At 73.3% G+C, this 22,551-nt stretch carries 14 protein-coding genes; 13 read left to right on the top strand and 1 reads right to left on the bottom strand.

The window, feature by feature from the left end:
• Positions 1 to 3 precede the first annotated feature (3 nt).
• The 13 genes from D7W79_RS06375 (at position 4) to D7W79_RS06435 (ending at position 21,778) form a co-directional block, all read left to right on the top strand.
• Positions 4 to 9,543, top strand: coding sequence for a flagellar hook-length control protein FliK (locus tag D7W79_RS06375; protein WP_120524436.1), 9,540 nt, complete (start codon positions 4 to 6; stop codon positions 9,541 to 9,543).
• Between the two features lie 13 nt (positions 9,544 to 9,556).
• Complete coding sequence (locus D7W79_RS06380) at positions 9,557 to 10,165, top strand: hypothetical protein (protein ID WP_120524437.1); 609 nt, start codon at positions 9,557 to 9,559, stop codon at positions 10,163 to 10,165.
• Positions 10,166 to 10,222: 57 nt separating this feature from the next.
• A complete protein-coding gene (gene queC / locus D7W79_RS06385; protein WP_120524438.1) occupies positions 10,223 to 10,918 on the top strand; it encodes a 7-cyano-7-deazaguanine synthase QueC in 696 nt (231 codons plus the stop codon).
• On the top strand, positions 10,918 to 11,541 hold the full coding sequence (ddpX, locus tag D7W79_RS06390) for a D-alanyl-D-alanine dipeptidase (RefSeq protein ID WP_208729647.1): 624 nt from the start codon (positions 10,918 to 10,920) through the stop codon (positions 11,539 to 11,541). The genes queC and ddpX overlap by 1 nt, the downstream gene beginning before the upstream one ends.
• A 98-nt stretch (positions 11,542 to 11,639) precedes the next feature.
• Positions 11,640 to 12,875: a serine/threonine-protein kinase gene (locus D7W79_RS06395; protein WP_120524439.1), complete on the top strand. Its 1,236-nt coding sequence runs from the start codon at positions 11,640 to 11,642 to the stop codon at positions 12,873 to 12,875.
• 78 nt (positions 12,876 to 12,953) lie between these two features.
• Positions 12,954 to 13,742, top strand: coding sequence for an alpha/beta hydrolase (locus tag D7W79_RS06400; RefSeq protein ID WP_208729649.1), 789 nt, complete (start codon positions 12,954 to 12,956; stop codon positions 13,740 to 13,742).
• A gap of 124 nt (positions 13,743 to 13,866) precedes the next feature.
• Positions 13,867 to 14,496, top strand: a complete 630-nt coding sequence (locus D7W79_RS06405; protein ID WP_120524441.1) for a methylthioribulose 1-phosphate dehydratase — start codon at positions 13,867 to 13,869, stop codon at positions 14,494 to 14,496.
• Positions 14,493 to 15,038: a 1,2-dihydroxy-3-keto-5-methylthiopentene dioxygenase gene (locus D7W79_RS06410; protein ID WP_120524442.1), complete on the top strand. Its 546-nt coding sequence runs from the start codon at positions 14,493 to 14,495 to the stop codon at positions 15,036 to 15,038. The genes D7W79_RS06405 and D7W79_RS06410 overlap by 4 nt, the downstream gene beginning before the upstream one ends.
• Positions 15,035 to 15,736, top strand: a complete 702-nt coding sequence (gene mtnC / locus D7W79_RS06415; RefSeq protein ID WP_120524443.1) for an acireductone synthase — start codon at positions 15,035 to 15,037, stop codon at positions 15,734 to 15,736. Before D7W79_RS06410 ends, mtnC begins: the two co-directional genes overlap by 4 nt.
• A gap of 33 nt (positions 15,737 to 15,769) precedes the next feature.
• A complete protein-coding gene (locus D7W79_RS06420; protein ID WP_120524444.1) occupies positions 15,770 to 16,654 on the top strand; it encodes an S-methyl-5'-thioadenosine phosphorylase in 885 nt (294 codons plus the stop codon).
• Positions 16,655 to 16,679: 25 nt separating this feature from the next.
• Entirely contained in the window at positions 16,680 to 17,795 is a 1,116-nt protein-coding gene (gene mtnA / locus D7W79_RS06425) for an S-methyl-5-thioribose-1-phosphate isomerase (RefSeq protein WP_120524445.1), read from the top strand.
• Positions 17,792 to 18,436 carry a class II aldolase/adducin family protein gene (locus D7W79_RS06430; protein WP_120524446.1) on the top strand — a complete coding sequence of 215 codons (645 nt, stop codon included), beginning with the start codon at positions 17,792 to 17,794 and terminating at the stop codon, positions 18,434 to 18,436. Before mtnA ends, D7W79_RS06430 begins: the two co-directional genes overlap by 4 nt.
• 105 nt (positions 18,437 to 18,541) lie before the next feature.
• On the top strand, positions 18,542 to 21,778 hold the full coding sequence (locus tag D7W79_RS06435; protein WP_120524447.1) for a CHAT domain-containing tetratricopeptide repeat protein: 3,237 nt from the start codon (positions 18,542 to 18,544) through the stop codon (positions 21,776 to 21,778).
• Here D7W79_RS06435 and D7W79_RS06440 read toward each other — a convergent pair.
• The coding region (locus tag D7W79_RS06440; protein ID WP_208729648.1) for a hypothetical protein at positions 21,760 to 22,551 on the bottom strand (792 nt) is incomplete at its 5' end. The genes D7W79_RS06435 and D7W79_RS06440 overlap by 19 nt on opposite strands.

The raw sequence follows: 22,551 nt of genomic DNA on the forward strand, positions 1-22,551 counted from the left end.
ACGATGGCCACCGACAGCGAGTCCCCCAAGCCCGCCGCGCCCGCTTCGGGCGCCGCCCCCGAGCTTCGCCTGCTGGATCGGCGCGCGTTCGTGGGCTTTCCGGCCTTGGAGGTCCAGCCCGGGCTGCGCATCGCCGACTTCGCGCTCCAGATTCCGGACGTCAGCTTCCCGTTCAACGTCAGCGCGGGCGCCACGCGCTACCAGCGCAAGAAGCTGCTGTTCGGCTTCCTGGAGCTGACGGTCGACGCGGACCTCGTCACGCGCAAGGTGGCGGAGCTGGCCGGGCGGCTCGCGGGCATCGAGGAGCTGCGGCTGCACTTCCGCCCGGGCTACCTGGAGGGCCAGGGCCGGCTGCCCGCGCCGGAGCGCACGCCGTTCACGTTCAAGATCGCCTTCGACGCGGACGGGGACCGGCTGGCCGTCTACGTCTACGACGTGCGGCTGTATGGCTTCTCCGCCACGCCGTCGGTGCAGCTGCCGGGCCTCCTGTCCGAGGCCGTGGGCGCGCTGGGCCTGCTGCCGGACGTGGAGGTGCGCGGCGCCACCGGCTTCTCCACCCGCGTGCTGCCCGCGCTGTGCGAGCTGGCCGCGCTGAGCCGGGGCTACAAGGTGCCCACGCTGGACACCGCGCGCCTGTCCGCGGCCGAGGTCTCCAGCACGGGCCTGCGCCTGCGCTTCGCCGCCGGTGGGCTGCCGCCGCCCGCCGCGCCGGACGAGGAGCTGATGCTGGCGCTGGAGGGCGCCCGGGCCTTCGCGGACGCGGAAGCGCTGGTCGCGCAGGGCCGGCTCGCGGAGGCGCGGCAGGCGTACCTCCAGGCCGGTGACGCGCAGGACGCGCACCCGTTCGCGGCGGAGCGGCTGCTGGCGTTGCTCGTCGCGGATCCGCAGGCGCACGACCTGGCCCTGGACGTGGCGGCCACGCTGTCGCGCCGCCGGGACCGCAGCCCCGCGGCGCTGTGGGGCGAGGCCGTGGTGCGCGAGCGCCGGGGTGAAGGTGCCCGCGCGGCGGAGCGCTACCTGGCGCTGTGCGCGCTGGCCCGCCGCACGTCGGAAGAGGCCGCCGCGTTCTTCGCCGCCGAGGCCGCCGCGCGCTCCTCGCGCGACACCGCGCCCCAGGTGGCGGTGAAGGCGCTGCACGAGCTGCTGGGCCTCAAGCCGGACCACCTGCCGTCGTTGAAGGCGCTGGCGCGCGCGTCGGACCAGGCGCGCGACCGGGCCGGCGCGGTGCGGGCGTACCGGCGGCTCGCGGCCCTGGCTCGCGACCCGTTGGAGGCCGCGGACGCGCACGTGCATCTGGCGCGGCTGTGCGCGCAGACGGAGGACGACATCGCGGGGGCCCGGCTGCACTGCGAGGCCGCGCTGCGGTTGTCTCCGGATCAACCGGACGCGCTGCTGCTGCTCGGTGAGCTGTGCCACCGCGGCGGTGAGCACCTGCGCGCGTTGAAGGCGCTGGACCGGCTGCGCGAAGTGTCCATGGCGCGCCACGAGTTGGACCGCGTGGGACAGGCGGACCTGCTCGCGGGCCGGGTGTGGGAAGACGGCCTGAAGCAGCCGGAGAACGCGCTCTTGCGCTACCGCGAGGCGGTGTCGCTGCTGCCCGGCGAGCCGGAGCCGCTGTTCGCCTCCGCGCGCGTCGCCGAAGGTCTGGGCCGGTTGCAGGAAGCCCTGAGCGGCTACCAGCAGGCGCTGGAGCTGGCGGGACCGGCGCCGCGTTCGGAGAGCGTGCGCCACGCCGCGCACGAGAGCCACCACGCGTTGGCCCGGCTGTCGCGCACGAAGCTGGGCGACCCGGCGCGGGCGCGCGAGCACCTGGAAGCGGCGCTCGCGCTGGATCCGCGCGACGCGGTGGCGCTGGATGAGCTGATTCCGTACTTCCGCGTCACCGGCCGCTCGCAGGAACTGGCCGAGGCGCTGGAGAAGGCCGCCGCCCTCAAGGAAGAGCCGAAGGCCCGCGCCGCGCTGTGGGCTGAAGCCGGTGAGCTGTACCGGGGCAAGCTCCAGCAGGCGGACAAGGCCGACAAGCTGCTCACGCTCGCGCTGGAGGCGGACGGCGACCACCGGCCCGCGCTGGAGTCGCTGCTCGCGCTGGCCGAGGCCCGCCGCGACGGCGCGCAGCTCACCCGGTGCCTCGCGGCGCTGGCGCGGCTGACGGTGGAGCCGAAGGAGCGGGCGCAGAAGTACCGCCGCCTCGCGGTGGCCGCGCGCGACCTGGCGTTCGACCTGGACCTCGCCGTGCACGCGCTGCAGGAGGTGCTGCGCGCGGAGCCGGATGACCTGCCGGCGTTGGGTGAGTTGTGCGCGTTGCAGCGCAAGCGCTCCGACCTGGCGGGGCTCGCGCAGGCGCTGGAGGACCGCGCGCGCGTGGCCGAGGCGCAGGGCGACAAGCGGCTGGCGGCGGCGGCGCTGCGTGAGCTGGCCGGCGTGCTGGAGGCGCGGCTGGGTCGCGTGGGCGACGCGCTGGTGGCGCTGGAGAAGGCCGCGCGGCTCGCGCCGGACGCGGCGGTGCTGCTGGACCTGGCGGACCTGAGCCTGCGCTGCGAGAGGCCCGAGCATGCCCGGCGCGCGCTGGAGTCGCTGCTGGCCACGCTGCCGCGCACCGCGGCGCCGGAGAAGCTGGCGGACGTTCGCGCTCGGCTGGGCCGGGCGTGTGAACTCCTGGGCGACCGCGAGGGCGCCATCGCCGCGTACGCGCAGGCGTTCCCGCTGCGGCGGCTGGATGACGTGCTCGCCACGCGGCTGGAGTCCCTCTACACGGAGGCCGGCGAGACACAGGCGCTGGCGGAGCTGTGGGCCACGCGCGCGCAGGCGCTGGCGGGAGCGGACCGGTCTGAAGAGGCCGCGCCGCTGTTCCTCCAGAGCGCGCGTGCGCTGCTGGAGCGCGGGGAGAAGGCCGCCGCGCTGATGCGCCTGGCCTCCGCGCTGGAGGCGAGCCCCGAGGGACCGCTCGCCGCCGAGGTGCTGGAGGCGCTGGCCGAGCTGGAGCTGGAGCGCGGCGAGAAGCTGGAGGCGGCGCGGCTGTACGCGCGGCGGGCCACGCTGGTGCCGGATGAGCGAGCGGGCGCGAAGCTGCTCTTCCGCGCGTCGCTGCTGGCCGCAGGCACGAGCCGCGAGGAAGCCTTCCTCGCCGAGGCGCTGGAGCGCGACGCGACGTTCGCGCCCGCGCGGATCCGCCGGGGCGAGCTGCGGCTGACCACGGATGCCCGCGCCGCGCTGGAGGACTTCGAGGCGGTGCTGGCGCTGCCGCCCGCGGACGTGGACGCCCCGCGCGAAGCGGAGCGCGTGGCCCTCACGCGCAAGGCCGCCACCGCCGCCGTGCGCGCGAACCGCACGGACGCGGCCCGGCGCCTGCTCGCGGAGTTCTGCGCGCGCACGCCGGAGGACCTGGACGCGCGGCTGGAGCTGGCCGCGCTGCACCGCAAGGCAGGTGCCCGCGAGGCCCTGGCGGACCTGCTGGTGGAGCTGTGGCCGCGCCTCGCCGGAGACGCCCGCCGTCAGGCCCGCCGCGAACTGGCCGAACTGTGCCTCTCCCTGGGCCGTGCGAGCGCCGCGGCGGATTCGCTGCGCAGCCTGCTGGCGGAGGAGTCGCAGGACGCGTGGGCGGCGCAGGCGCTGCTGGAGCTGCTGCCCCCGCCCGGCACGGGCACGCCGGAAGAAGAGGCCGAGCGGCTGGAGCTGCTGGGCACGCTGGTGTCCGCCGCGTCGGGTGAGGCCCGCGCCGAGCTGCTCGCGCGCCGTGCCGCCCTGCATCGGAGCGCGGGCCGCACGGGTCCCGCGCGGGATGACTGTGCCCAGGCCGCGAAGCTGTCGCGTCGTCCCGCGCCGCTGCTGCTGATGCTGGCGGAGCTGGCGCGCGAGGCGTCGGACGCGCCCGCCGAGCTGGATGCCTGGCGCCGCGCCGTGGCCGCCGATGCCACCCTGGGCGCCCGCGCCCGGGAGCGGCTGCTGGCCCTGGCCACCGTGCTGCTGGAGAAGGACGAGCGCGCCTCCGCCGGGGACGCGCTGCGTGCCGCCATCGCGCTGGAGCCACCCGCCGACGCGCGGTGCGACGCCTTCTTCGCGCTCGCCGAGCTGGCCCGCCGCGAAGGCAAGCCCGCCGACGAAGCCGCGGCGCTGGTCGAGGCCGCGCGTCAGGGTCCCATCGCCCGCCGCGTGGAGGCGCTCCTGCTGCGCGCCACGCTGCTCGAAGACCTGGGGGACCGCGAGGCCGCCGCGCGCGACCTGGAAGCCGCGCTGGTCCTGGCGCCGCGCCACGAAGAAGCCACGCTCGCGTTGCAGCGCGTGCTTCGCGACCTGGAGGACTGGGCCCGGCTCGCGGAGCTGCTCGCCGCCGAGGCGCCCCATGCGCCGACCTCCGTCGCCGCGTCGCTGTACTCGGAGCTCGCGAGCCTCTACCTCGACCGGTTGGGGCAGGGTGCGCCCGCCGAGGCCGCGCTGCGACAGGCGCTGCGGCTGACGCCGACCGATGCGGCCGTGCGCCGCCGGCTGGTGTCGCTGGTGGCCGGTCGCGGCGAGCTGCTGGAGGCCGCGGGCCTGTTGGAGGCCGCCGCTGAAGACGCCGACGCCGCCGAGGCCGCGGCGCTGCTGCGCGAGGGCGTCACCTACGCGCGGCAGGCCCAGGAGCTGGACCGGGCGCTGGCCCTGGCGCGTCGCGCGCATGCGCGGGTGCCGGCGAAGGGCGAGGACCTGGCCACGCTGGCGGACCTGCTCTACCTGCGCGGCGCGGTGCGCGAAGCGCTGCCCCTGCAGGAAGCCCTGGTCCAGGCGGCGGACTTCCGCACGGCCCCGGAGGCGGCGGAGGCCACGAGCCTGCGCCTGGGTGACCTGGCGGAGCAGGCCGGCGACGTGAAGCGCGCGGTGGCCGCGTACCGGCACCTGCTCGCCGAGCGTCCGCTGTGCGAGCGCGCCGTGGAGCGCCTTGCCGCGCTGCTGGAGCGCGATGATCCGCGCGGTGCCTTCGAGGTGCGCGTCGCCCACGCGCGCGTGCTGGCGCCGTCCGAGGACACCGTCGCGCGGCTGGTGTCGCTGGCGGAGCGCGCACGCGAGGCGTTGGCGGACGCGGGCATCGCCGCGTCGCTGCTATCCCACGCGGCAACGATGGCGAAGGAGCCGCTGCCCCTGCGCCGCCGGCTCGTCGCGCTCTACCGCGAGACGGGCCGCACGTCGGAGCTGCTGGCGGAACTCCAGCCGGTGGCCGCGCTCAGCCTCCAGGCCGGGGACGTGGACGCCGCGCTCGCGGCCTACGACGAAGAGGCCCGGCTCGCCGAGTCGCTGGGCCGCGCGGACGAAGCGCTGCGCTCGCTCGCCAACGCCCGCGACCTGTTCGCTGCCGGGGAGCGCAACGCGGAGGCCGCCGCGTGCGAGCGCCGCCGCGCGGAGCTGCTGCGCGACGTGAAGCTGGACCTGAACGCGGCCGAGGCCTCCCTGGAGCGCGCCTTCGGATTCGCCGCGGAGCTGGACACCGCGCGCATGGGCGCGGCCCTGGCCGAGCGCCGCGACGACGCGGCCGCCGAGGCGCGCTGGTGGGAGCGCGGCCTGCCCCGCATGACGGGCACGCGCGAGGGCGCGGCGGTGCTGCTGCGCCTTGCCCGCCTGAACCTGGGCGAGCTCGCGGATCCGTCGAAGGCCGAGGGCTTCCTGCGCCAGGCCCTGCGCCAGGACCGGTGGCTCACGGAGGCCGAAGGCCTGCTCGCGGAGCTGCTGGAGCGCGACGGCCGGCTCGCGGAGCTGGCCGCCTGGTACGAGGAGTGCGCGGAGGCGGAGATCGACGCCGACCGTCACGCGGCGCTCCTCCTCCAGGCCGCGGTTCTCTACCGCGACCGCGCCAACAAGCCGGAGGCCGCCGCCGCCGCGCTCATCGCCGCGCGCGCCGCGAAGCCGGACGACCTGAACCTCACCGCGCAGGCGGCGGAGCTGCTGCACCAGGTGCGCCGCCCCGCCGACGCCGCGGAGTTCGACGCCATCCTCCTGGAGGCCGACCCCTTCCGGGAGCCCGTCTTCACGCGCCACCGCGCCTTCCTGGAGGAGAGCGGCGAGCGCCAGGCCCTGGCCGAGCTGATGCTCCGCCGCGCCGAGCGCCAGACGCCCGCCGAGGCCGCCGCGAGCTACCTCGCCGCCGCCAGCGCCTTCCGTGAAGAGGGTGCCCGCGAGCGCGCCATCCTCTGCGAGGACCGCGCGTTCGAGCTGGACCCCGCCAACGCGGAGGCCTTCCAGCACGTGCGCGAGCGCGCCGCCGGAGACGTGCGCCGGCTGGCGGATCTGCTGGGCCAGCGCGCGGAGGCCGTGGCTCCCACCGAAGCGCTGCCCCTGTTGCGCGAGCGGGCCCAGCGCCTGCTGGACGCGGGCGAGGCGCTCAAGGCCGCGGAGGCCTTCGACGACTACCTGGGCCGCGCGGGCGGTGACGTGGATGCCCTCTGCGCCCGCGCCGAGCTGGCCGCCCAGGGTGGAGGCCCCGCCGCCGCGCAGCCGTACGACCGCCGGGTGCTGGCGCTGGGCGGCGACTCGCTGCCGGTGCCGGTGCTCGTGCGCACGTGGCTGCGCCTGGGCCATGCGTCGCTCGCCTCGGGTGCGTTCCACGACGCGGCGGACGCCTTCGAAGCCGTGGTGTCGCTGGAGCCGGAGGGCGCGCGCGGTGGTGAGGCGCTGTCGCTGCTCGCGGAGGTGCACTCGCGCACGGGCAACGGCCCCGGGCTGTACCGCGCGTCGTTGCAGCTGGCGCGCAGGGCCCAGGACGCGGCGACGGAAGAGGTGCTGCTGCGCCGCGCGGCGGACCTCTTCGATGACCCGCGCGAGGCCATCGACGCGCTGGTGCCCCTGGCCCGGCTGCGCCCGGCGGACGCGAGCGTCATCGACCGCGCGGTGGAGGGCCTGCGCGCGCTGGGCCGCCACGGCGACCTGCTGGGCATCTACGAAGTGGGCGCGGAGGCCGCGGGAGGCTCGCGCGCCGCGGAGCTGCTGCTCGCCGCCGCGTCCGTGGCGAACGAGTCGCTGTCGGACGCGGACACGGCCTGGGCCCTCACGCGCCGCGCGGCGGAAGCGGATCCGGAGAACCCGGCCGCCCTGCGCGCGCTGGTGGACGGCCTGCGTGCGCGCAAGGAGTCCGTGGAGCTGCTCGCCGCGCTGGAGCGGCTGATCCCCCTCACGGAGGACGCGGACGAGTCCGCGGTGCTCCGGCTGGAGTTCGCGGCGCTGGCGAAGGACGCGGGCCGCGAGGACGCCGCCCGCGACGCGCTGGAGGCCGTGGTGTCGCGGGGCGCTTCCGGTGCCGGCTACGCTGACGCGCTGGAGGCCCTGGAGCCGCTGCTCGGTGAGGCGCACGCGCGCCGCGCCGAGGTGCGCGTGGCCCGCTCGGAGCTGGCGTCGGGCGAGCAGCGGGTGTCGCTGCTGGTGGCCGCCGCGCGAGCCTTCGAGAAGGCGGGCCTGCTGGACGAGGCGCTGAAGGCCGCGAAGGCCGCCGTCGCCACGGAGCCGGACCTGCGCGCCGCGCTGCTCGTCGCGCACCTGCACCGCGCCTCCGGAGACGCGCCCCGCGCGGCCCGCGCACTGTTGCAGGCGGCCCGGCTCGCCGCGCCCGAGGAGCGTCCCCCGCTGCTGCTGGAGGCCGCCGGCCTCTGGGAGAAGGCGGGCGAGATGGGCGAGGCGCTGGAGGTCATCGAGCGCATCGCCACCGACGCACCGGACATGTTGTCCGCGTCGGAGCTGGCCGAGCGCTTCGCCCGCCTGGGCGCCTTCGCGCGCGCGCTGGACGTGGGCTTCGCGCCCGCCATGGCCGCGGGCGAGTACACCGACGCGCTGGCCATGGCCGCGCAGGCGGGCGACGTGCCCCGCACGCGCGTGGCCCTCTGGGCCCTGGTCGCGATGCCGGACGCGGACCCCGCCCACGCCTCCGCGCTGGCGGACGGCCTGCGCGAGGACGCGGAGTGGGAAGGCCTGCTGGAGCTGGCGGCCCTGTCCTACGAGCGCGACGCCGCCTTCGCCGTGGCGCTGCGCGACGAAGTCCTGCGCGCCCGTCCGGCCCCGGTGCTCGCGCGCCTGCGCGCCCTGGAGGAGGTGGGCGGGGAGCCCGGCCTCGGCGCGCGCCTGATGCTCCTCCTGCCGGAGCTGGGCCTGGAGCCCGAAGCCCTGGCCGAAGCGGTGCTCACCCGCGTGCGCCAGTTGCCGGAGCCCGCGCGGCTGGAGTCGCTGGCCTTCGCCGCGGACGGCTGGCCCGCGCGCCGCGAGGAGCTGCTGCGCGAGCGCTACGCCCTGGAACGCCAGCTGGGCAACCTGGAGTCCGCGGAGCGCACGCTGGCGCTCATCGCGGAGGACACGCAGGACGCCAGGGCGCGCGCGCTGCTGCACCTGGAGCGCGGTGAGCTGCTCCAGGGCCCGCTGGCCCAGCCCGCCGAGGCGCGCGAGGCCTTCGAGGCCGCCCTCGCCGACGACGCGGACAACCTCGCCGCCGTGCAGTCGCTGCTCGCGCTGGTGGACGAGGCGCGCGAGTCCACGGTGTTCCTCGCGCTGGCGGACACCCTCGCGAAGCTCGCGGGCGCCGACGCGTGGACGCCGTACCGCGAGCGCCTGGCGGACGCCTACGAAGCGCAGCAGCGCTGGGCCGAAGCGGCCACGCAGCTGGAGCAGCTCCCGGACACCGACGAGCGGCTGGCCCGCCGCGTGAAGTTCGCCGACGCGCGCGGCCTGGTGGGCGAAGCGCTGCGGCTGCGCGAGCGCCTCACGCAGGACCCCGCGGAACTGGAAGTCATCCTGCGCGGCTACCTGGACGCGCAGCTCGTGGGCCCGGCGGTCCGTCTGGCGGAGCGGCTCGCGGACGCGCAGCAGCTCACGCCCGCGCTGACGCGGTGGGTGACCGAGCGCTTCTCTCCGTCCCCGGACGGCGCGGTGCTCGCGGTGCGCTTCTGGCCCGCGCTCTTGCGTGAGAAGTGGCCGGACGTGGACGGCTGGACGCTGTACGCGGAAGCGCTGCGCGCCCTGGGCCGTCCGGAGGCGGAGCGCACGGACGGCATCGGCGCCGCGCTCGTCGGCAGCGACGCCCCCGCGCCTCGTGCGCCCATGTCGCGGCTGGAGCGTCCCGCGCAGGACTTCCAGCACCCGGAGCCGGAAGGCCTGGTGCCCGTGACGGAGGCGAGCCTCGCGCGGCTGCACGTCGCGCTGAAGCCGGTGCTCGTGTCGCTGGGCGCGGAGAACGTGCGGCTGTCCGTGGATCCGCGCGGTGGCGTGGAGGCGTACCTCACGTCGCCGGATGCGCTGGTGCTGGGCGCGGGCGCGCTCGGCTGCTTTGGCGCGGTGGAGCTGGGCTGGCTGTGCGCGCTGGCGCTGGCGCTGGGCTCCGAGGGCGTGGAGCTCACCCGGCCCGGCGCGGTGCTGGCGTGGGAGGACGCGGCGGTGGCGGCCTGGCGCGCGATGCCCGCGTCGCTGGCGGCGGGGCGCGTGCTGGCGCGGCTGGACTCGGACGTGCGCGGCGGTGACCCGGCGGCGGTGGATGTGGGCGCGGTGCTGTCCCGCAGCGAGGCCTTCCGTCAATTGGCCCTGGCCTCGCTGGACGTCTAACCTGGAGCGCCTCATGCACCTGAAGCGACTGGCACTGGCGCTCTTCCCCGCGGCGGCCCTGGCCGTGGCGGTGGGTTGTTTCTCCGACCCCGTGTACCCGGGCAACCAGGTGATGGGGACGTTCCGCTTCCAGGCGAAGCTGGACGCGGCGCGCACCACGTGCGACGCGGGCTCGCGCGACTTCGCGCAGCTGGACGACGCGGGCACCTTCACCTTCGAGGGCACCTTCTCCCGCGACACCGACGCGGGCACGGGCTTCTTCACCGTGCAGGGCTTCTCCCGCGACGCGGGCTACACCGGCCAGAGCGTGTCCTCCACCCACCGCGCCACCGCGCGCCGCGACTCGTGCGGCACCGGCTGCGAGGACTCCGAGATTGAAGAAGCGCTCAACGTCATGCTCCTGAGCGACAGCCAGTCGCGCAACGTGGCGCGCGACTGCAAGCGCCTGGACGGCGGCGTCCCCGAGGGCGACGTCCCGGCCCCCACGGAGAACGGCTACGACGTATCGCTCGCGTGCGGCACGCTCACGGACGTCTTCCTGCCGGGCAAGGGGACGGCCTGCAAATGCAACCCGTCCACCTGCACGACCGTGTACACGGTGAGCGGCGACCGCATCGACTGAAGCACCCCGGGCCTGTCCCCGTCGTGTAGTGTGCGCCGCCCCGAAGTGGAGGATGGAATGGCGAAGCGTGCGGTGGTGCTGCTGTCCGGCGGCCTGGATTCGACGACGTGCCTGGCGATGGCGAAGGCGGACGGCTTCGAGCCGGTGTGCCTGTCCATCGCCTACGGCCAGCGCCACGCGGTGGAGCTGGAGCGCGCGAAGAAGGTCGCCTCCACCATGGGCGTGCGCGACGTGCGCGTGGTGACGGTGGACCTGCGGCAGGTGGGCGGCTCCGCCCTCACGGACGACATCCCGGTGCCCAAGGACCGCTCGGAGGACGCCATGTCCCACGACGTCCCCGTCACCTACGTGCCCGCGCGCAACGCGCTGTTCCTCTCGCTGGCGCTAGGGCTGGCGGAGGTGGTGGGCGCCACGGACCTCTACATCGGCGTCAACGCGGTGGACTACAGCGGCTACCCGGACTGCCGCCCGGAGTTCATCCGCTCCTTCGAGGCCATGGCCCAGCTGGCCACCAAGGCGGGCGTGGAGGGCGCGACCTTCAAGGTGCACGCGCCGCTGTCCGGCCTCACCAAGGCGCAGATCATCCAGGCCGGCGTGAAGCTGGGCGTGGACTACGGGATGACGCACTCCTGCTACGACCCGGACGCGCAGGGCCGCGCGTGTGGCCGCTGCGACAGCTGCCTGCTGCGCGCGAAGGGCTTCCAGGAAGCCGGCGTGCCGGACCCCACGGTGTACACGGACGGGGTGCGCTGATGCTCGCGACAGGCCTCACGCTGACCCTGGCGCTGCTCGGAAGCGCACCGAAGGCCGCCCCGCCCAAGCCCAAGGCGGAGCTGGTGGACGCGACCACCGTCATCCCGGACCTGGTGCTGGACCTGCGCTACGCGACGAAGGACAACTTCCTCAAGAAGCAGGTGTACCCGGACGGCGCGCGGTGTCTGTTGTTGCCGGACTCGGCGAAGCGCCTGTCGCAGGCCGCGGACGCGCTGCGCCCCCAGGGCTACCGGCTGAAGGTGTACGACTGCTACCGGCCGCGCGCGGTGCAGTACGAGATGTGGAAGATCCTCCCGAAGCCCGGCTACGTGGCGGACCCGCGCAAGGGCTCCAACCACAACCGGGGCGGGGCGGTGGACCTGACGCTGGTGACGAAGGACGGGGCGGAGGTGGAGATGCCCACCCCCTTCGACGACTTCACCCCCGCGGCGCACCACGGCTACACCGGCGGCACGCCCGCCTCGCGCGAGCACCGCGAGGTGCTGCGCAAGGCCATGGAGGGCGCCGGCTTCCAGCGCAACAAGATGGAGTGGTGGCATTACGACCTGCCCGGCGCTACGAAATTGCCGGTGCTGGACGTGCCCTTCACCCTGGCGGGGTGACGCCTGGCTGCTCGCCAGCCCAGTGGTTTCGCGCGGTTGCGTCAGGGACTGCGCGTTAGTGGGCGCGCGCACGGAGTGCCTGCTATTCCTGGCCGCGTATGAGTCAAACGCTCGCGGCCGGCCTGGAAAACACGCTCATCTCTCCGTCCTCGGGGGCGCAGCTCGCGCCCACGCTCACTCCGGGGGCAGCCACGACCCAGCGGCGCAACACGGTGCTGCCGCGAGTGGAGTGGCAGGGGCAGCAGCCCAACGTGGTGCCGCTGCAGCGCGAGCGCTTCGAGGAAGTGCGCCCGCTGGGGCAGGGCGGCATGGGTGAGGTGGTGCTGATCCGCGACCACGACATCGAGCGGGAGGTCGCGCTCAAGCGGCTGCCCCCGGGCGCGGACCTGGACCGCGTGCTTCGCTTCGTGGAGGAGATCCGCACGGTGGGCATGCTGGACCACCCGAACATCGCGCCCGTGCACGACGTGGGCGTGGATGAGCAGGGCCGGTACTACTTCCTGATGAAGCACCTGAAGGGCGAGACGCTGGAGTCCATCATCGCCCGGCTGCGCAAGTCGGAGCTGGACGCGCTGGTGCGCTATCCGTTCCAGGTGCGGGTGCAGATCTTCCTGGGCGTGCTGCACGCGGTGGCGTACGCGCACGGCAAGGGCTTCATCCACCGCGACATCAAGCCCGCGAACATCATGGTGGGCCCCTTTGGTGAAGTGACGGTGCTGGACTGGGGCCTCGCGCGCCGCGTGGGCGCGTCCGCCGCCCGGGCCATCGCGGCCGGTGAGCCGACGGACCTGCACTCGGCCCGGCCGCTGCAGACGGAGCTGGGCTCCGTGGTGGGTACGCCGCTCTACATGTCCCCGGAGCAGGCGCGCGGCGAGCACGACACGATGGATGCTCGCAGCGACGTCTACAGCCTGTCGGTGCTCTTCCATGAGCTGCTGTCGCTGACGCACTACCTGGAGGGCATCCAGTCGGTGCCGGACATCATGAAGGGGGTGCAGACGCGCACGCTGGACATGGCGTCCATGCACCTGAACAGCGCGCAGGGCCCGGTGCCCGCGGAGCTGATGTGGTTCGTGAAGAAGGGGATGAGCAAGGACCCCGCGGAGCGCTTCGTGTCGGTGGACGACATGGTGACGCAGCTCCACGCCGCGCTGGAGGGCCGCATCCACGTGCAATGCCAGCGCACGATGCTGAAGAAGACCCTGCACAAGGGCCTGCGCATCGCGGACCGCAACCCCATGGCCCTCACGATGGCGGGCCTGGTGGGCGCGGGGCTGGTCATCGCGTCGGCGGTGAACCTGGGCATGACGTTCTTCGGCGCGCTGCTGCACTGAGCCTCGCGTCGAGGTTTGTCGCCCCGGTCGCGCGCGGTGTGATGGACTGGCGGCGTGCAACGTCTCCGCCGCCTCCTCATGGCCTTCGTCATCGTCACCGGCATGCTGTACCTGGCGCTGTGCGCGCTCGCCTTCGCCGCGCAGCGCGCGCTCATCTACCCCGCGCCCCACGCTGAACCCGCGATGCTGCGCGACCAGCCCGGCTTCGGCGTGGTGCCCCTGGCCGACGGCCTCAACGTGGACCGCTTCTACGTGCCCGCGCCGCCGGGGGCCCCCACGGTGGTGCACTTCCACGGCAACGGCGAGCAGCTCCTGGGACAGCGGGGCTTCGGCCAGGCGCTCGGGGACGCGGGGCTGGGCTTCCTCGCGGTGGAGTACCCGGGCTACGGCGCGTCGCCGGGCAGTCCGACGGAGGCGGGCCTGTACTCGTCCGCGGAGGCCGCGCTCCAGTTCCTGCGCGAGCAGGGCGTGAAGCCGGAGGACATCGTGCTCAGCGGGCGCAGCCTGGGCACCGGCGTCGCGGTGGAGATGGCGCGGCGCGGGTACGGCGCACGCATGGTGCTGGTGTCCCCGTACACGTCCATGGTCGCCATGGGCCAGCGCACGCTGCCCTTCCTGCCCGCCTCACTGTTGATGCGCGACCGCTACCTGTCGCTCGAAAAAGCTCCCCACATCCCCATCCCCGTCCTCATCATCCACGGCGAAGAGGATGAGGTGGTCCCCGTGGACATGGGCCGCACGCTGGGGCAGCGCTTCCCGAAGGCCCGGGTGGTGACCGTTCCGGGCGCCCACCACAACGACGTGCTGGAGCGGGACGGCCAGGAGGAGTTCGCGCGGCTGGCCACGTTCGCGCTCGACGGAACCTGAGCGGCGCGGGAGGACGCATGACGTCCTGCGTCGCGTTCCCTTGCGCCTACCGGCGACCCCCGGACTATGCTTCGTGTCATCAACGCGATGTTTCATCGCGTCCTCAAGCTCCCCCGAGGGATGGATGAGCATCGAACCGGCCCCTGCCGCGAACCTGTCCGAAGCGGCTCGTGAAATCGTCGAAGTGGGCCGCTTCTTGAGCGTGCGCAACTTCGTGCCCGCCACCAGCGGCAACTTCTCCCGCAGGCTGGATGCCCGCACCGCCGCCGTCACGCGCTCCGGCGTGGACAAGGGCGAGCTGGTGGAGGCGGACATCCTGGTGGCGGACATCCACGCGCCGCCGCCCAAGGGCTCGTCCGCGGAGACACCCCTGCACCTGCAGCTCTACCGGGACCGCCCGGAGGCGCAGGCCGTGCTGCACACGCACTCCGTGGTGGCCGCGCTGCTGTCGAACCTGCGGCTCGCGGAAGGCGAGCTGGTGCTCCAGGACTTCGAATTGCTCAAGGCCCTGGGCGACACGCGCACGCACGAGGCGGCGGTGTCCATCCCCATCTTCCCCAACGACCAGGACATCCCGCGGCTCGCGGACAAGGTGACCGCGATGCTCCAGAAGCGCACGGACCTGGTCGCGTATCTCATTGCCGGCCACGGGCTCTACACCTGGGGCCGGAGCATGGCCGAGGCGCGCCGCCACGTCGTGGCGCTGGAACACCTGCTGACGTACGAACTCGAGAAGATGAAGGTGCGGCGATGAGCAAGCTGATTGTCTACAACGACCACCAGCCGGAGGCGCCGCTGGGCGTCTACACCGAGCCCGAGGACATCCGCCGCGAGCTCAAGCCCGCGGGCGTGCGCTTCGAGCGCGTGAACGCCTCCGTGGACCTGCCGGACGGCGCGGGCCAGGAAGAGGTTCTCGCGGCCTACAAGCACATCGTGGACGCGGAGATGAAGGCCCACGGCTACAACACCGTGGACGTGGCGCGCATCAAGCCGGACGCCCCCAACGTGGAGGCCGCCCGCGCGAAGTTCCTCTCCGAGCACGCCCACACGGAGGACGAGTCGCGCATCATGGTGGAGGGCAGCGGCTGCTTCTACCTGCACGCAGGCGACAAGGTCTTCCAGGTGGAGTGCACGCGCGGAGACCTCATCAGCGTGCCGGAGGGCATGAAGCACTGGTTCGACATGGGCGCCGCGCCCCGCTTCGCCGCCATCCGCTTCTTCATCCGCCCGGACGGTTGGGTGGGCCACTTCACCGGCGAGACCATCGCCGAGCGCTTCCCGAAGTACGCGCCGTGAGTGCTCCCAAGGCCATCGTCACGGACATCGAAGGCACCACCAGCTCCATCGCCTTCGTGAAGGACGTCCTCTTCCCCTTCGCCCGGAAGCACCTGGCGGAGTACGTCGCCACGCACGGACAGTCGGCCACCGTGCGCCAGTGCCTGTCCGACGCCCGCACGCTCGCGGGTGAGCCGGGGCTGGACGAGATTGGCACCGTGGCGCTGCTCCAGCGCTGGCTCAACGTGGACCGCAAGGCCACGCCGCTCAAGACGCTCCAGGGGCTCATCTGGGAGGAAGGCTACGCGCGGGGCGAAATCAAGGGCCACGTCCACGCGGACGCAGCCCGGGCCCTGCGTGAGTGGCACGCGAAGGGCCTGCGCCTGTATGTCTATTCCTCCGGCAGCATCGCCGCGCAGAAGCTCATCTTCGGCTACAGCGTGGAAGGGGATTTGACGCCGGTGTTCTCCGGCTACTTCGACACCACCACCGGCCCCAAGGTGGAGGCCGCGTCGTACACGACGATTGCCCGGACGCTGGAGCTGCCGCCCGGGGACATCCTGTTCCTCTCCGACAACGTGGCGGAGTTGGACGCGGCGAAGCAGGCGGGCCTGCGCACCGCGGCCCTGGACCGGGGCGAGGTGGCCCTGCCGCCGGGCCACGGGCACCCGGTGTTCCACGACTTCACGTCGCTCGATCCGTTCGCGCACGTGTCCTGAATCGATTCTTCATCCCGGAGCGGAGTCTCCCCCATGTCGAGTTCCAACAAGCCCGTGCTGGGCATCATCGGCGGCAGCGGCCTGTACCAGATTGACGGCCTGACGGACGTCTCGTGGCGCCGGGTGTCGTCGCCCTTCGGTGAGACGTCGGACGAGTTCTGCTTCGGCCGCATCGGCGACCAGCCGGTGGTGTTCCTGCCGCGCCACGGTCGCGGGCACAAGATTCCCCCGTCGGAGCTGAACTTCCGCGCGAACATCGACGCGCTCAAGCGCAGCGGCGTCACGGACATCCTCTCCGTCTCCGCGGTGGGCAGCCTGCGGGAGGACCTGCCGCCCGGCACCTTCGTGGTGGTGGATCAGTTCGTGGACCGCACCTTCGCGCGCGTGAAGAGCTTCTTCTCGCAAGGGCTGGTGGCGCACGTGTCCATGGCGAAGCCGGTGTGCTCGCGCCTGGGCGACGCGGTGATGTCCGCGTGCGAGGGCCTGGACATCAAGGTCGTGCGCGGCGGCACGTACCTGGTGATGGAGGGCCCGCAGTTCTCCACGTTGGCGGAGAGCAAGCTGTACCGGCAGTGGGGCTGCGACGTGATTGGCATGACCAACATGCCGGAGGCCAAGCTCGCCCGGGAAGCGGAGATTTGCTACGCGAGCGTGTCGATGGTCACGGACTACGACTGCTGGCATCCGGACCACGACGCGGTGACGGTGGATCAGGTGGTCGCGGTGCTGCTGGGCAACGCGGGCAAGGCGCGCGGGCTGGTGAAGAACATCGCGCCGCTCGTGAGCCAGCACCAGACCCTGTGCCACGCCGGCTGCCAGACGGCGCTGGAGCACGCCATCATGACGTCGCCCGACGCGCGCGACCCGGCCATGGTGGAGAAGCTCTCCGCGGTGGCGGGCCGCGTCCTCAAGCGCTGAACGCGGGAACAAGGAAGACACGGCGATGAAAGTCCAAGGCGTTCCGATGCGCTCCATCTGGGTCGAGTCCGACGGTTGGAGCGTCGGCGTCATCGACCAGACGCGCCTGCCGCACGCGTTCGTGAAGGTGAAGCTGTCCACGGCGGATGAAGCCGGCCACGCCATCCGCAGCATGCTCGTGCGCGGCGCGCCGCTCATTGGCGCCACGGCCGCGTATGGCGTGTGTCTGGCCATGCGGCAGGACGCGTCCGACGGCGCGCTGGAGAAGGCGCTGACCATGCTGCGGGCCACGCGGCCCACGGCGGTGAACCTGCACTGGGCGCTGGACGGGATGCGCGCGGCGCTGACGCCGCTGAAGCCTTCGGAGCGCGTCGCCGCGGCGTACCGGCAGGCGGCGGCGCTGTGCGACGAGGACGTGGCCATCAACCGCGCCATCGGCGAGCACGCGCTCAAGCTGTTCCAGGAGGCGTGGGACAAGAAGGGCCGGAAGGGCCGGCTCAACGTCCTCACGCACTGCAACGCCGGCTGGCTGGCCACGGTGGACTGGGGCACGGCGCTGGCGCCCATGTACCTGGCGCACGACGCGGGCCTGCCCCTGCACGTCTGGGTGGACGAGACGCGCCCGCGCAACCAGGGCGCGGTGCTGACCGCGTGGGAGCTGGGACAGCACGGCGTCCCGCACACGGTCATCGCGGACAACGTGGGCGGCCACCTGATGCAGCACGGGGAAGTGGACCTGTGCATCGTCGGCACGGACCGCACGACGGCGCGCGGGGACGTGGCGAACAAGATCGGCACGTACTTGAAGGCGCTGGCCGCGAAGGACAACGGCGTGCCGTTCTACGTGGCGCTGCCGTCGCCCACCATCGACTGGACCATCCAGGACGGCGTGAAGGAGATCCCCATCGAGCAGCGCGAAGGCACGGAGCTCAGCGACGTGACGGGCCGGCTGCCTTCGGGGGACATCGCCACGGTGCGGATTACTCCTCCGGGCAGCCCCGCCGCGAACTACGCGTTCGACGTGACGCCCGCGCGGCTGGTGACGGCGCTCGTCACGGAGCGCGGCGTGTGCCCGGCGACGGAAGAAGGAATGCTGTCGCTCTTCCCGGAGCGGCGCGCCCAGCGGAGCGCGGCGAAGTGAGCGGGGTGGGGGGCCACCAAGCGCTGCGCGAGGCGATGGTGGCCACCGCGCGGCGGATGAACACGTCCGGGCTGAACCAGGGCACGTCCGGCAACCTGAGCCAGCGGGTGGAGGGCGGCTTCCTCCTCACGCCGTCCGGGATGAACTACGAGACGATGACGCCGGAGGACCTGGTCCTCATGCGCTTCGACGGCTCGCACGAGGGCCACCGCAAGCCGTCCACCGAGTGGCAGCTGCACCGCGACCTCCTCCAGGCCCGGCCGGAGGTGGGCGCGGTGCTGCACTCGCACAGCATGTTCAGCACCACGCTGGCGTGCCTGCGCCGGGGCATCCCCGCCTTCCACTACATGGTGTCCGCGGCGGGCGGCACGGACGTGCGGTGCGCGGAGTACGCCACCTTCGGCACCCCGGAGCTGGCGCGCAACATGATGGTGGCCCTGGAGGGCCGCAAGGCGTGCCTGCTGGCCAACCACGGGCTGGTGGCGGTGGGCGCGGACCTGCCCGGGGCCTTCAAGCTGGCGGTGGAGGTGGAGACGCTGGCGGCCATGTACTGGCGCGCGCTCCAGGTGGGTGAACCGGTGCTGCTGGACGACGCCGAGATGGAGCGCGTGTTCCAGCAATTCCGGGGGTATGGGCAGTAGGAAGTGCCTCGCGCACACGTTCCTGCATGATTCTCCGGGTCCCTGCCTCTAAGTCGGGAGGGGGAGACCCGGGTGGGTCATCCCCGGTCCCCAGGAGGAGTCGGCATGCGGTGGGTTCTCGGGTGCATGGTGGTGATGGCACTGGGGTGTGCCTCGATCATGCCGGGCGGACGGGAGCCCCTGGATGCGCGGCTGGCGGACGCGCTCCAGGCCTATGAGCAGGCCGCGACGCTCTACGACGAGGGCCGGTACGCCGAGGCCATGGCGCCCGGGGCGCGGGCCCTGGCGCTGCGGGAGACCGTGCTCGGGGACTCGCATCCGGACGTTGCCTACGCCCTGAACCTGCTGGGGGAGCTGTACCGGCTGCAGGGGGACTTCGCCCAGGCTGGCATCCTCCACGAGCGCGCGCTGGCCATCCGGGAAGCGGTGGTGAACGACGACGCCGCGAAGGCCGTCACCGCGGCCGCGCTGCTCAGCTTCGCCGCCTCCCCCGCGATGGAGACGGACCGTCAGGCCGGGGGCTTCTACGACCACGGGCACGCCTTCGCCCGGCGGACGAACAACCTGTACAGCCTGGACAAGCGCCGCCGCATGGGCGCGTTCGCCAGCCAGGAAGCGACCCTCAACGAGAACCAGTCCGCCTACGCCGAGTCCCTCAACAACCTGGCCAACCTCTACCAGCAGCAGGGCCTCTACAGCCGGGCGGAGCCGCTCTACTCGCGCGCGCTGGACCTGCGGGAGAACGTGCTCGGCAAGCAGCACCTCACCGTCGCGGACTCGCTCAACAACCTGGCGCTGCTGTACCGGGAGCAGGGCCTCTACAACCGGGCGGAGCCGCTGTACGTGCGGGCGCTCTCCCTTCGCGAGTCGGCGCTGGGCAAGAAGGCCCCGCTGGTCGCGGACTCGCTCGACACCCTGGCCACGCTCTACCAGGACCAGGGGCTCTACAGCCGCGCGGAGCCGCTGGGCCTGCGCGCGCTCGCCATCCGGGAGGCGGCGCTCGGCAAGAAGCATCCCCTGGTGGCGGACTCGCTCAACAACCTGGCCAATCTCTATCAGGACCAGGGGCTGTATGACCGGGCCGAGCCGCTCTACGCGCGCGCGCTCGCCATCCGGGAGGCCGCTCCCGACAGCAGCGCTTCGGACCTGGCCGCCGCGCTCAACAACCTGGCCACGCTCTATCAGGCGCAGGGGAAGTATGGCCGGGCGGAGCCGCTCTACGCGCGCGCGCTCGGGCTCTGGGAGGCGGCGCTTGGCAGGAGCCATCCGCACGTCGCCGCGTCGCTCAACAACCTGGCCACGCTCTACCGCAAGCAGGGGAAGCTCACCCAGGCGGAGCCGCTCTACGCGCGCGCGCTGGCCATCTGGGAAGAGGTGCTGGGCAAGAACCACCCGGACGTCGCCGGCTCGCTCAACAACCTGGCCAATCTCTACCGGGACCAGGGGATGTACAGCCAGGCGGAGCCGCTCTACGCGCGCGCGCTCGCCATCCGTGAGGCGGTGCTGGGCAAGAACCACCCGGACCTCGCGGCCTCGCTCAACAACCTGGCCCTCCTGCGCCTGGCGCAGCACCGCCTGGATGACGCCGTGCCGCTGCTCACGCGCGCCTTCGCCGTCTCCGAGCAGCGCCTGCGCCGCGAGGCCCTGGAGTTCTCCGAGGCGCGGCTGGCCGGCTTCCTCCAGCACCTGCGCGCGGACGAGGAGCAGCTCTACGCGCTCGTGCGCGCGCACCCGGACTCCGCCGACGTCCGGCGTCTGGCCCTGAGCGCGGCGCTGCTGCTCAAGGGCCGCTCCGTCGAGGAGACGGCCGACATCTCCCGCGCGGTCTACCGGAGCCTGGGCACGGAGGAGCGAGGCACCTTCGAGCAGCTGCGCAAGCTGCGCACCCAGCTGGCCCGACTCTCGCTCCTCGGGCCCGGTGCGCTCGCGCCGTCCGCGTACCAGCGGCAGCTCACGGCGCTGACCGCGCAGGGCGACGCGCTGGAGGCGACCCTCGCCAGCCGTTCCGCTCCGCTGCGCGCGCTGGCCGCGCTGCCCGCGCCCGGAGACATCGTCGACCGTGTCGCCGAGGCCCTGCCGAAGGACGGCGCCCTCGTGGAGTTCATCACCTACGAGGACCGGCCCCTCGTGCAGGGAACGGGCACGTCCCAGCTGCGCTGTCTGGCGTTGGTGCTCCTGCCGGACGCGAGCATCCGCGCGCTCGACCTGGGCCCCGCCGGGCCCATTGAAGCGGCGGCCTCCAGCCTGCGGGACGCGCTGGCGCGCCGGGACGCCGCCTTCGAGGGCTCCTCCCACGCGCTCTACCAGCTCGCCTTCCAGCCGCTGCTTCCGCTGCTGGGCAAGGCCCGCCGCCTCTTCCTCTCACCGGATGGCGAGCTGGCGCTGGTGCCCTTCGCGGCGCTGCACGACGGCCAGCAGTACCTGGTGGACAGCTACGACTTCACCTACGTCACCTCCGGGAAGGACCTGCTGCCGCGTGCCCAGGAGCCCCGGCCCGCGTCCTCCGTGGTGGTGCTGGCGGATCCGGCGTTCAACACGGGGCCCCGCATCTCCGCGCTCCCCACGGGAGGCGCGTCCCTGGTGGCGGAGCGCTCTCCGTCGCGGCGCGAGGACCTGGTGGCGCGGGACTGGGCCCCCGTCCCGCTGCCGGGCTCACGCGAGGAGGCGGAGGCCATCCAGCGCCTGTTCCCGCAGGCGCAGCTGTTCCTGGGGGCGAAGGCGACGAAGGAGCGGCTGCTGCACCTGCGCACGCCCGGCATCCTCCACCTGGCCACCCACGGCTTCTTCCTGGAGGACGCCACCGCGCAGGAGAACTCGCGGGCCGTCGCGACCTTCGGCGCGCTGGGCGAGGATCCGCAGACCGCGCGCCCGCCGGATCCGCTGCTGCGCTCCGGCCTGCTGCTCGCGGGAGAGACCGCGAAGACGAGCGCTCCCGGTGCCTCCGCCTCCGACAGCGCGCTGGTGACGGCGCTGGAGCTGGCGGGGTTGGACTTGTGGGGCACGCAGCTGGTGGTGCTGTCCGCCTGTGACACCGGCCGGGGCGCGGTCCGGCGTGGACAGGGCGTCTACGGCCTGCGCCGGGCCTTCCTGGTGGCGGGCGCGGAGACGGTGGTGATGAGCCTCTGGAAGGTGGACGACGCGACGACGCGCACGTTGATGGAGACCTACTACCGCCACCTGCTCGGCGGGGAAGGGCTGGCCACGGCGCTGCGTGAGGCGATGCGGGAACTGCGTCGCGCGCAGCCCCATCCGCACTACTGGGCGCCCTTCATCGCCATGGGGCGGGACACGCCGCTGCGGTTGCTCGACGCGGGCGGGGTGGCTCAGGCCGGCGGCGGGTAGAGGTCCTCGAGGATTTCGGAGCGCTCGGGGTACGTCCGCTCGAACTCGGCCAGGGCCTCGGGGCCGTCGTCGAGCGCGCGCATGTACTCGGACCAGGCCTCCGCGAAGTCCTCCGTGTAGACGCCGGAGTCCTCGAAGCTCTTCTCCGTGTAGTCGTTGAGGTGGTTGCCGTCCGCGGCCGCTGCGTCCGCCCAGCCGTCCGGGATGGGCGGGGGCTCGCCGGAGAGCTTCTCGAAGATGCCGGACAGCCAGCTGTCGTTCGCGTCCTCCACCTGCCGGCCGATGAGGTGGCCGATTTCGTGGTGGAAGATGTCGTCCGTCACGTTGGCCTCGCCGCCATAGAAGGTGATGGTGCCGTCGCCCGCGCGCGCGGCGGCGTCTTCCGGATCCGGGTCCTTCTTGATGACGACGTGCTCGAGCGAGCCGCGCAGGTCCTCCGGCGTCTCGCTGTAGGAATCAATGACCTGCGTGAGGACGTCCGCAGCGTCCACGTCGCCGCCCCTCTCGATGGACACGGTGAACGTGTCATCACCGACGCGGACGGCATAGATGTCGTTGTTGCCGAAGGGCACCGGCACGGGCGTGATGGAGACCTGCTCCGTCTTCCCGTCCGTGTTGGTGAAGGGCACCGTGCCGCCCTTCGCCAGGGCTTCTTCCACCGCGGCATGACGGGGGTTGATGAGCTTCCCGAGGTCGCCGGGCGGCAGGGGCGGGACCGGGGGGAAGAAAGGCTTCATGAGCCGGGCCGACTCGAAGCCGCTGGTCCCCTGGAA

The sequence above is a fragment of the Corallococcus exercitus genome, assembly GCF_003611585.1.
GTDB lineage: Bacteria > Myxococcota > Myxococcia > Myxococcales > Myxococcaceae > Corallococcus > Corallococcus exercitus.